The organism is Pseudochrobactrum sp. AO18b (assembly GCF_000409565.1).
Lineage (GTDB): Bacteria > Pseudomonadota > Alphaproteobacteria > Rhizobiales > Rhizobiaceae > Pseudochrobactrum > Pseudochrobactrum saccharolyticum.
The window spans coordinates 1-8,877 of sequence record NZ_ANNO01000240.1 but is presented as its reverse complement, the minus strand read 5'-3'; the positions used below and the strand labels follow the sequence as shown (position 1 = coordinate 8,877).

Genomic DNA, 8,877 nt, shown 5'->3' with positions numbered 1-8,877 from the left:
CGGCCCTGTCTTCATTTTCTGAACCGCTCTGGTGATTTGTGCGGCAGATTTGCATTTATTTGCAGGGCGAAACGGCACCCGAACACGCCTCAGCTCCCGTCATTCAGCGCTAAACACTTAATTCCACACGACAAAAGCAGCGCTTCCGTGGCTTTATTCACAGGCAGAGCACTGCCAAATGAAAAAAATCTGCATTTTTTGCAAATTTCTTATTTTACCCACTTGCACGATAAATATCATGCCGCTATAAGCCGGTTCACCAGCAGGCGCCCATCGTCTAGCGGTTAGGACAGCGCCCTTTCACGGCGCAGACAGGGGTTCGATTCCCCTTGGGCGTACCATCTTCTCCAGGCTGATGAAGATGAATGATCTCAGGATCAGATATAAAATTTCCCCTTCTGAACTAAATCAAAACACTCGAAACTGAACTTCATATTGCGTTTTAATCCGCCGTGATTCTGATTCCGGCTGTTTCGTTGCTTTTTCATAAGCATCAGATTTTTTTCACATATTTTGTATTTTTTTTGCATTTTCCCTATTGCGCATTCAATACGGCTTAGCTATACAGCGCTCACCGGCAGGCGCCCATCGTCTAGCGGTTAGGACAGCGCCCTTTCACGGCGCAGACAGGGGTTCGATTCCCCTTGGGCGTACCACTTTCTCTCTTGAGAAATTCAGTTTTCCGGAAACAAATCTCCAAGAATAAAAATTCAGTTTTGCATTCAGATCAGCTTTGATCTAACCAGAAACATGCTTTTTCCTTCTCCCCTTATTCGCGGCACATTATTGCAGCGCTATAAACGTTTTCTGGCGGATATCCGGCTTGATAGTGGTGAACTGATTACCGCATCTGTACCCAATACCGGCTCCATGCGCGGCCTGACCACGCCGGGTTCAGAAGCATGGCTCAGTATATCCGACAGCCCGACTCGCAAATATGCCCATACGCTGCAAATCGTGCAGGCCGACGACACTCTGGTCGGAATCAATACCGGCCTGCCTAATAAAATTGCTGAGGAAGCGATCCTGTCCGGCATGATTCCGCAATTATCCGGCTTCACCACGCTCAAGCGCGAACAAAAATACGGGCAGAACTCCCGCATTGATTTATTGCTTCTTGGAGAAACGCATCAACAGACCTATGTAGAGGTCAAGAATGTGCATTTTAAGCGCACAGGACAACTGGCAGAGTTTCCCGATAGTGTAACCGCCCGTGGTGCCAAACATCTCGTTGAGCTCAGCGAGATGGTCAAAGCCGGTCACCGCGGTGTTATGGTCTTCGTTATTCAGCGTCAGGATTGCGATTCTCTGTCCATATGCGGCGATCTTGATCCTGCTTATGCCGCAGCATTTGCGAATGCGCGGCAGCATGGGGTTGAGGCTTACGCAATTCGGTGCCACATAAGTCCTGAATCAATTATCGCGGATCAGACGGTTCCCGTTCTGAACCTGTAAATCTTTTGCTTTGCCTTAGTCGCAAGGCAGTCAATTCCGGTACAGCCTGAGTGCTGTCCTAACATGTATACGGATCACCCGATGGTAACCTATGTCAATGCCGACAGCGCCCCGCTTAAATATACAGGCCAGATCAAGCTTTACGGACCTGAAGGTTTTGCAGCGATGCGCAAGGTCTGCGCAATCACATCCGAATGTCTTGATGCGCTGAATGATATTGTCAAACCGGGCGTTACCACCAATGAGATCGACCGTTTTGTTTTTGAATTCGGTGCCGATCGCGGTGTGGTGCCTGCCACGCTGAATTATCGCGGCTATACCAAAAGCTCCTGTACTTCGATCAATCACGTTGTTTGTCACGGTATCCCTGATGACAAGCCGCTGCGTGAAGGCGATATTCTCAATATCGACATCACCTTCCTGCAGGATGGTTGGTATGGCGATTCAAGCCGCATGTATGCAGTCGGTCAGATCAAACGTGCTGCCGAGCGCCTGATGGAAGTCACCTATGAAAGCCTGCTGCGCGGTATCGCAGCTGTAAAGCCGGGTGCAAAAACCGGCGCTATCGGTGCGGCCATTCAGTCTTATGTAGAAGCAGAACGCTGCTCTGCCGTGCGTGATTTCTGCGGTCATGGTGTGGGGCAGTTGTTCCATGATGCACCGAATATTCTGCACTATGGCAAAGCGACTGATGGCGTGGAAATCCGCGAGGGCATGATCTTCACCATCGAGCCGATGATTAATCTCGGCAAGCCTGATGTGAAAGTGCTGAAAGACGGCTGGACAGCCGTCACCCGCGACCGCTCGCTGACAGCACAATATGAGCATACAATTGGTGTGACCAAAGACGGCTGTGAGATTTTCACACTGTCGCCGAAGGATATTTTCTTCACCACTGGCAACAAATAACAAAATGGTCGCGTCCTCTTATCGAAGACGCGGCCATTTTTTTGGATTAAGCAGGCACCAATATATCGATTGCACTCCCCAATTGCATCTCATGTTCGCCCTGCTCTGCTGTACGGCTGACAACATTCAGCACTGTCGTCGCCGCATTACGTGCAGCTTCTGTTAGAGTGCAGCCATGCGCAAGATTGGCCGTCAGCGTGCCGGTGAACAGGTCGCCGGTTCCCACCGGTACAATGGGCACACGCGGCGAAGTCAGTCTTGTCACTTCCCCGCCTTCAAACACCACATTCTCCAGCGAGCCATAAGGCGTATCGGGAAACATACAGCCCGTCGCAATCAAGCGCGCATTGTTGAACGCCTGTATCTGCCATACCTTTTCCTGCAAAATATCAAAGGATGAAGTATCGCTTCCGGTTATCAGCCCGACTTCAAACTGATTGGGCGTCAGGAGATCTGCCAGCGGGACCAGCTCATTGATAATACAATCCACCACCGGATCGGCAACAAACACCCCCAGCCCCGTATCACCCATCACCGGATCACAAATATAGATGATTTCCGGATTGATCTTACGCGCCCGTTTGACAAAATCCGCCACAACCTCGCCATTGGCACGCGAACCCAGATAGCCGGAGACAATATAGCGGCTGGTACTGATTAAGCCGCGCTCTTCCACGCCGCGCAGCAGATCACTCACCAGTTCCGGCTCCAGCACCCGCCCGCGCATGGTTTCATAGCCCGGATGGTTGGAGAGCAATGTCGTCGGCACTGCCGCAACATTCAGCCCGCGCGCCTGCATTGGCAGTACCGCAGCACTATTGCCGACATGGCCGTAGACAACCTGACTTTGAATGGAAATCACTGATGTCTGCATTGATAATGGCTGCGACATTACTTTACTCCTTCTTTGACAGCGACCAGCGCTTCACGACCCCGCTTCGGCAACTGTCCGTTCAGCAACATATAGGCAACCAGACCGATCACCAGCCCCCAGAACGCTCCGCCAATACCCAGCAAATTAATATTGGCAGCGGAGGCCAGAAAAGTGATTAAAGCCGCTTCACGGGTTTTCGGATCAGCCAGCGCGCCTGCCAGACTGCCGCCAATGGTGCCGAGCAGAGCAAGACCAGCGAGCGTGGTGATAAATGTTGATGGAAAGGCCATAAAGACCGCAGCAAGCGTGACACCGAACACGCCTACAAGCACATAAAAAACACCGGCGGCGATACCGGCGATCCAGCGTTTTCGCGGATCTTCATGTGCTTCACGACCCGTGGCAATCGCAGCGGTAATCGCAGCAATATTAAAAGCATGGGAGCCGAATGGTGCCATGATGAGTGAGCCAAGACCGGTGACTGTGACGATCGGATTGGCACTGGTTTTAAAACCGTCATTCCGCAGCACCAGCATGCCCGGCATATATTGACCGGTCAGCGTAATGAGGAATAGCGGCAGGGCAACGCTCAGCAATGCATTCAGTGAGAAGACCGGCATTGTAAACACCGGAGCTGCCAGAGTGAGGCTCAAATTGGAGAAATCCACCCGCCCCTGCACCAGCAGAAAACCGATGCCCAGCACCAAAATCCCGACCACCGCATAGCGTGCAGTAAAGCGCTTGAGCAAAACATAAGCGACGATCAGCCCGCCAACGAGCAGCGGATCAATGGTTGCACCGCCAAATGCACCAATACCGAATTGCAGCAAAATACCAGCCAGCAGGCCGGAAGCGATACTCGCCGGAATAAGCCGGATCACTTTCTCGAATGTGCGGGAAAGCCCCAGCACAACAAAAGCAAGCGCCGAGATAATATAAGCACCGACTGCCTCCGCATAAGGCGTTGTGGCGAGTGCAGTAACCAGAAAAGCCGCTGCGGGCGTTGACCATGCGGTGATAATAGGCTCACGAAAATGCCAGCTCAGTATCAGCCCCGTTACACCGACACCAATAGACACAGACCAGACCCATGACGCTGTCAGCTCAGGGCTGAGACCGGCAATTTTCGCCGCCTGAAAAACCAGAATAAAAGTCCCTCCGTAATTGACAATCACCGAAATCAATCCGGCAACAATCGGATGGGTCAGATCGCTGAAGCGCAAAGGAGATGGTGGCGGAATAGTGTGCGACATAAGACAGGCTCTCTAATATGGCTGTGGCGCTGCCGGTTCTGCATAAAGCCGACGGTCACAGGATGGTCATGATGCGCTTGACTTTTAACCTGTGAATGGTCTGTTATCTCCATCCACTTATCGCTTTGGAGCCAGACCAATTGTTCAGGCACTCCCAACTTGAATCTGTCAAAGCATGGATTGCCCATCCGGCTCATGCCACGATGCCGCTTCATGCACGGATACAGCGCGCCATCCGCCAACTGATCGTCAATGGTGCATTGGCATCGGGTAAACCGCTCCCCGCCTCCCGCGCCTTGGCAAAATCGCTGGATGTCTCGCGTGATACGATTGAGGCTGCCTATAGCCAGCTTCATGCAGAAGGCTTTATTGAACGTCGGGTTGGCAGTGGCAGTTTTGTGGCCGAGATGACTGACTTCTCGGCGGGGCGCAGGCTCTCGCAACGCGATGCGCTTGCGCGCAATCAAGCGCCGAACCTGAGTAAACGCGGCAATGCCATGTTTCGAAGCGGCGGTGTGCGTGAACAACTGGTTCCCCGCCCTTTTGCACCAGGTCTGCCGGAAACCCGCAGCTTCCCGATACAACTCTGGGAGCGGCTTGAACGGCAGGTTCTCAAAGAAACCGGCACGCAGGCACTGCTGCACGGCAATCCGCAAGGCACTGAGCCGCTGCGCCGTGCGATTGCCGATTATGTCAATCTGGAGCGTGGCGCCCGTGCCACCGCCGACCGTGTGCTGGTGCTGACCAGTTCGCAGCAAGCACTGACACTCTGCGCCAATATGTTGCTGGATGCCGGTGACAGTATTTTCATTGAAGATCCGGTCTATTACGGCGCTCGCAGAGCTTTTGATGCGGCGGGACTGATCCCCGTGCCAATTCCCGTTGACCGGCAGGGCATTATTGCCGAGCATATTCTTGAAGACCCGCTTAAAGCCAAAGCCGTGTTTCTCACCCCGTCCCATCAGTTTCCGACCGGTGCAACACTGGCGCTGGACAGGCGTCTGGCATTGATCGAATGGGCATCCCGACATCAGGCATGGATTATCGAAGACGATTATGACAGCGAGTTTCGCTATACCGGCAAGCCGACAGCCTGCGTGCAGGGGCTCGATCCCCATGACCGCACCATCTATATCGGCACTTTCACCAAATCTCTGTTTCCGGGTCTTCGCATTGGCTATATCGTGCTGCCGCCGCAACTGGTTAAACCCATGACCGTAGCGCGCACCTTGCTGGACGGGCATACGGCATCTGTCGCACAGCTTACCCTTGCCCGTTTTATGGAGGGCGGGCATTTCGGTGCGCATATCCGTGCCATGCGCAATATTTACGCCGAGCGTCTCGACGTTCTGACAAAACTCGTCGGGATACATCTGAGCGAATTTATTGAACCGCGTGTACCAATCGGCGGCTTGCAAATGCCGTGCCTGCTGATCTGCGAAATATCGGAACGTGCAGCCATTGATGCAGCAAGACGTGTTGGCATCGAATTGCTGGAGCTATCGCCGCTTCATGCATCCGGCAGCGGCAGAGCCGGCTTTCTGATGGGCTTTGCGGCCTATACACCGGCAGAACTGGAAATTGCCGTTAAAAAGCTCAAAACAGCTTTTCAGAACATCAAAATCTGAAATTTCAAATGGCCTGCCCATGAATTCAAAAGTGGCCGGTCTAAGCCAGCCATTTCTATACTATGCTTGTGTCGTATTTTGCCTGCACTCAAGGCAGCACGACTGAAAGACACATGCCATGGATCAGCTGCCCACTACCCTTTCTGCCGAAGATATTGCCCGCTTTGGTGAAACACCCGCAATCCGGTTTGCGCAGAATTTGCAGCTGGTTCAGGAACGTATTGCTGCGGCAGCCTTGCGCAGTGGTCGCAGACCAGAAGATGTGCGTCTGCTACCGGTTACCAAAACTGTTCCTGCACATATTCTGCGCTATGCGTTTGCCGCAGGCATTACAGATTTTAGCGAAAACAAACTTCAGGAAGCCCGCGATAAACGTGATAAACTCGATGATCTTGCGATTAACTGGAGCATTATCGGCCATCTCCAGACCAATAAGGTCAAATATCTCACACGTTTCGCCACAGAGTTTCATGCGCTCGACAGTATTCGCCTAGCGGAGGAACTGAACCGCAGATTGGAAAGTGAAAACAAAGATCTGGATGTCTTTGTGCAGGTCAACACATCCGGGGAGATCAGCAAATATGGCCTGCATCCCGATGATCTGCTGCCATTCATCGAGCGCCTGCCCGATTTTCCGCGGCTGAAACCGCGCGGCCTGATGACCCTTGCTTTGTTCAGCTCTGATCTTAATAAAGTACGTCCATGCTTCCGGCTTCTGCGCAACCTGCGTGATCAGGCGGCGCGGCATCATTCCGGTATCACCAAGCTCTCAATGGGCATGTCCGGTGATTTTGAGGCGGCGATTGAAGAAGGCGCGGATATTGTCCGCGTCGGTCAGGCAATCTTTGGCCCAAGGCCGACTGCAGATGCTTTTTACTGGCCGGGTCTGACAGACACAACACAGCAATCAGCGCAACCATAAAAACAATTTAAGAAATATAATCAAATACTTAAATTGTTAAACTGCCTCTTAAAACCTATTTTCCGATAGACCATTCTGAGATTTTCCGTTTAATCTGTAAACGGAAACCGCTCATCCCTGCGGTAGCCATCTGTGCATTCGGGGGCACGTTGCAGTATGGCAAATAAAATTGCGTCAGCGGATGAGACAGATCTGTTTCCGCCTGCTGATGAGAGACTTCATCTGCAGATATTCAACGAGGCTGGCATAATGCAACAGCCTTCCGGCCGCTTGTCTGTGCCTGCCGCAGCAACTGAAAACCATCCGGTTCGTTCGGCAGAAACACCTCCGCAACCGGAACAGCCTGTTAAAACCTCTGCAAGCGCAAAGAAAAACAAGCCCCATTATAGCGGCCACCGTCAGCGTCTGCGCGAGCGTTTCAACAATCATGGCGACGACGTTCTGGCTGATTATGAGCTGCTGGAGCTTTTGTTGTTTCGCACCATTGCGCGGGCAGATACCAAACCGCTGGCCAAAGCTTTGCTCAACCGGTTTGGCAGTTTTGCCGGTGTGCTGGGGGCAGAACCGCAATTACTAAGGGAAGTTGCAGGCTGTGGTGAAGCCGTCGCGCAGGATATCAAACTGCTTAATGCCTGTGCCCGCCGTTCCGGCAAAAGTGAAATCATGAAAAAGGATGTGCTGGATTCCTGGAGCAAGGTCATTGCCTATTGCATGACCTCAATGGCCTATGAAAACCGTGAGCAATTCCGCATCCTGTTTCTTGATAAGAAGAACCGCCTGATCGCCGATGAAATACAGCAAATCGGTACTGTCGATCATACACCGGTCTATCCGCGCGAAGTCATCAAACGGGCATTGGAACTGTCCTCTACTGCCCTGATCTTATTCCATAATCATCCGTCCGGTGACGCAACACCATCCCGCGCCGATATTGATATGACTAAGGTAATTATCTCAATTGCATCGCCGCTGAATATCGCTGTACACGACCATATTATCATCGGCAAAGCCGGTCATATCAGTATGCGCGGCCTCGGACTTATCTGAAAAAATACGCACAAAAATCCTGTTAACCCATTATTAATTATAAATAAAACAATAAGACCGGCTTAACAGAAACATGACATAAACAAACCAAATTGGTCACAATTAACCGGCATAACCGGCTCAAAGGCGCAAGACTAAAAAGACTCGGGCGCCAGACAAATTTCAAGATTGCCTCACATGGCAAATACGGAGCCGGACTATGCGTCACTTTACACTTATCAGCACAGCAGCACTCGCGCTGGCACTTACACAGGCTTCTGCTTTCGCAGCAGATTCCTTCAATAATGACTATAACTACAATGACAGCTCATCGAGCTATGATGCGCCTGCGACATGGGAAGGTAACTATGTCGGCGCGCATCTCGGCACCACCTCTTCCAAAACACCAAGCCCGTTCTCCAGCCGTACTTCGGCAATGGGCGGTATCGTCGCCGGTAAGAACTTCCAGTCCGGCAACTTCGTTTATGGTGGTGAAGTCGAAGGCAACTTCGGTGAAGCGGAACATAAAATTCAGGATGGCGGCCGTCTGCAGCAGTCATGGAGCGGTGTAGCCAAGGTTAAAGCCGGTTATGCCATGGACAAGACTCTGGTTTACGGTACTGTCGGTTATGGCCTGACCCGTTTCAAACCAAAAGACAATGTTACATCCGGCAGCAAATGGGCTGGCGGCGTACAGATGGGCGTTGGTGTTGAGCAACAGCTCTCCGGTCCGTTCTCTGTCAAAGCAGAATATAACTATATGCGTCACAATGGCGTAAAAACCAGCGTGAATGACACACGTTATGAAAA

8 protein-coding genes and 2 tRNA genes are annotated in these 8,877 nt (G+C 51.9%); 8 read left to right on the top strand and 2 right to left on the bottom strand.

Going from position 1 to position 8,877, the window contains the following annotated elements; genetic code table 11:
* Positions 1 to 266: 266 nt before the first annotated feature.
* From A918_RS0109875 to map, 4 genes are all read left to right on the top strand, one after another.
* Positions 267 to 341 (top strand) — tRNA-Glu (locus A918_RS0109875).
* A gap of 240 nt (positions 342 to 581) precedes the next feature.
* Positions 582 to 656 (top strand) — tRNA-Glu (locus A918_RS0109865).
* Positions 657 to 750: 94 nt separating this feature from the next.
* Positions 751 to 1,455 (top strand): DNA/RNA nuclease SfsA, encoded by a 705-nt coding sequence (sfsA, locus tag A918_RS0109860; RefSeq protein ID WP_022710903.1) that lies wholly within the window; start codon positions 751 to 753, stop codon positions 1,453 to 1,455.
* Positions 1,456 to 1,536: 81 nt separating this feature from the next.
* Entirely contained in the window at positions 1,537 to 2,364 is an 828-nt protein-coding gene (gene map / locus A918_RS0109855) for a type I methionyl aminopeptidase (RefSeq protein WP_022710902.1), read from the top strand.
* A 46-nt stretch (positions 2,365 to 2,410) separates the two neighbouring features.
* Here map and pdxY read toward each other — a convergent pair whose 3' ends face one another.
* Both pdxY and A918_RS0109845 read right to left on the bottom strand, forming a co-directional pair.
* Positions 2,411 to 3,256, bottom strand: a complete 846-nt coding sequence (pdxY, locus tag A918_RS0109850; protein WP_022710901.1) for a pyridoxal kinase — start codon at positions 3,254 to 3,256, stop codon at positions 2,411 to 2,413.
* Positions 3,256 to 4,491 (bottom strand): benzoate/H(+) symporter BenE family transporter, encoded by a 1,236-nt coding sequence (locus A918_RS0109845; RefSeq protein WP_022710900.1) that lies wholly within the window; start codon positions 4,489 to 4,491, stop codon positions 3,256 to 3,258. The genes pdxY and A918_RS0109845 overlap by 1 nt, the downstream gene beginning before the upstream one ends.
* A 140-nt stretch (positions 4,492 to 4,631) precedes the next feature.
* Between A918_RS0109845 and A918_RS0109840 the strand changes: the two genes are divergently transcribed.
* The 4 genes from A918_RS0109840 to A918_RS0109825 form a co-directional block, all read left to right on the top strand.
* On the top strand, positions 4,632 to 6,119 hold the full coding sequence (locus tag A918_RS0109840) for a PLP-dependent aminotransferase family protein (protein WP_028233632.1): 1,488 nt from the start codon (positions 4,632 to 4,634) through the stop codon (positions 6,117 to 6,119).
* Positions 6,120 to 6,237: 118 nt separating this feature from the next.
* On the top strand, positions 6,238 to 7,041 hold the full coding sequence (locus A918_RS0109835) for a YggS family pyridoxal phosphate-dependent enzyme (RefSeq protein ID WP_022710898.1): 804 nt from the start codon (positions 6,238 to 6,240) through the stop codon (positions 7,039 to 7,041).
* 276 nt (positions 7,042 to 7,317) lie between these two features.
* On the top strand, positions 7,318 to 8,088 hold the full coding sequence (gene radC / locus A918_RS0109830) for a DNA repair protein RadC (RefSeq protein ID WP_033316033.1): 771 nt from the start codon (positions 7,318 to 7,320) through the stop codon (positions 8,086 to 8,088).
* Positions 8,089 to 8,287: 199 nt separating this feature from the next.
* Positions 8,288 to 8,877, top strand: a 590-nt coding sequence (locus A918_RS0109825) for an outer membrane protein (protein WP_022710896.1), incomplete at its 3' end; no start/stop codon positions are given.

Bases quoted from the DNA above. Each gene is read 5' to 3' on its own strand.
- sfsA (WP_022710903.1), top strand. From the start codon at position 751: ATGCTTTTTCCTTCTCCCCTTATTCGCGGCACATTATTGCAGCGCTAT.
- map (WP_022710902.1), top strand. From the start codon at position 1,537: ATGGTAACCTATGTCAATGCCGACAGCGCCCCGCTTAAATATACAGGC.
- pdxY (WP_022710901.1), bottom strand. From the start codon at position 3,256: ATGTCGCAGCCATTATCAATGCAGACATCAGTGATTTCCATTCAAAGT.
- A918_RS0109845 (WP_022710900.1), bottom strand. From the start codon at position 4,491: ATGTCGCACACTATTCCGCCACCATCTCCTTTGCGCTTCAGCGATCTG.
- A918_RS0109835 (WP_022710898.1), top strand. From the start codon at position 6,238: ATGGATCAGCTGCCCACTACCCTTTCTGCCGAAGATATTGCCCGCTTT.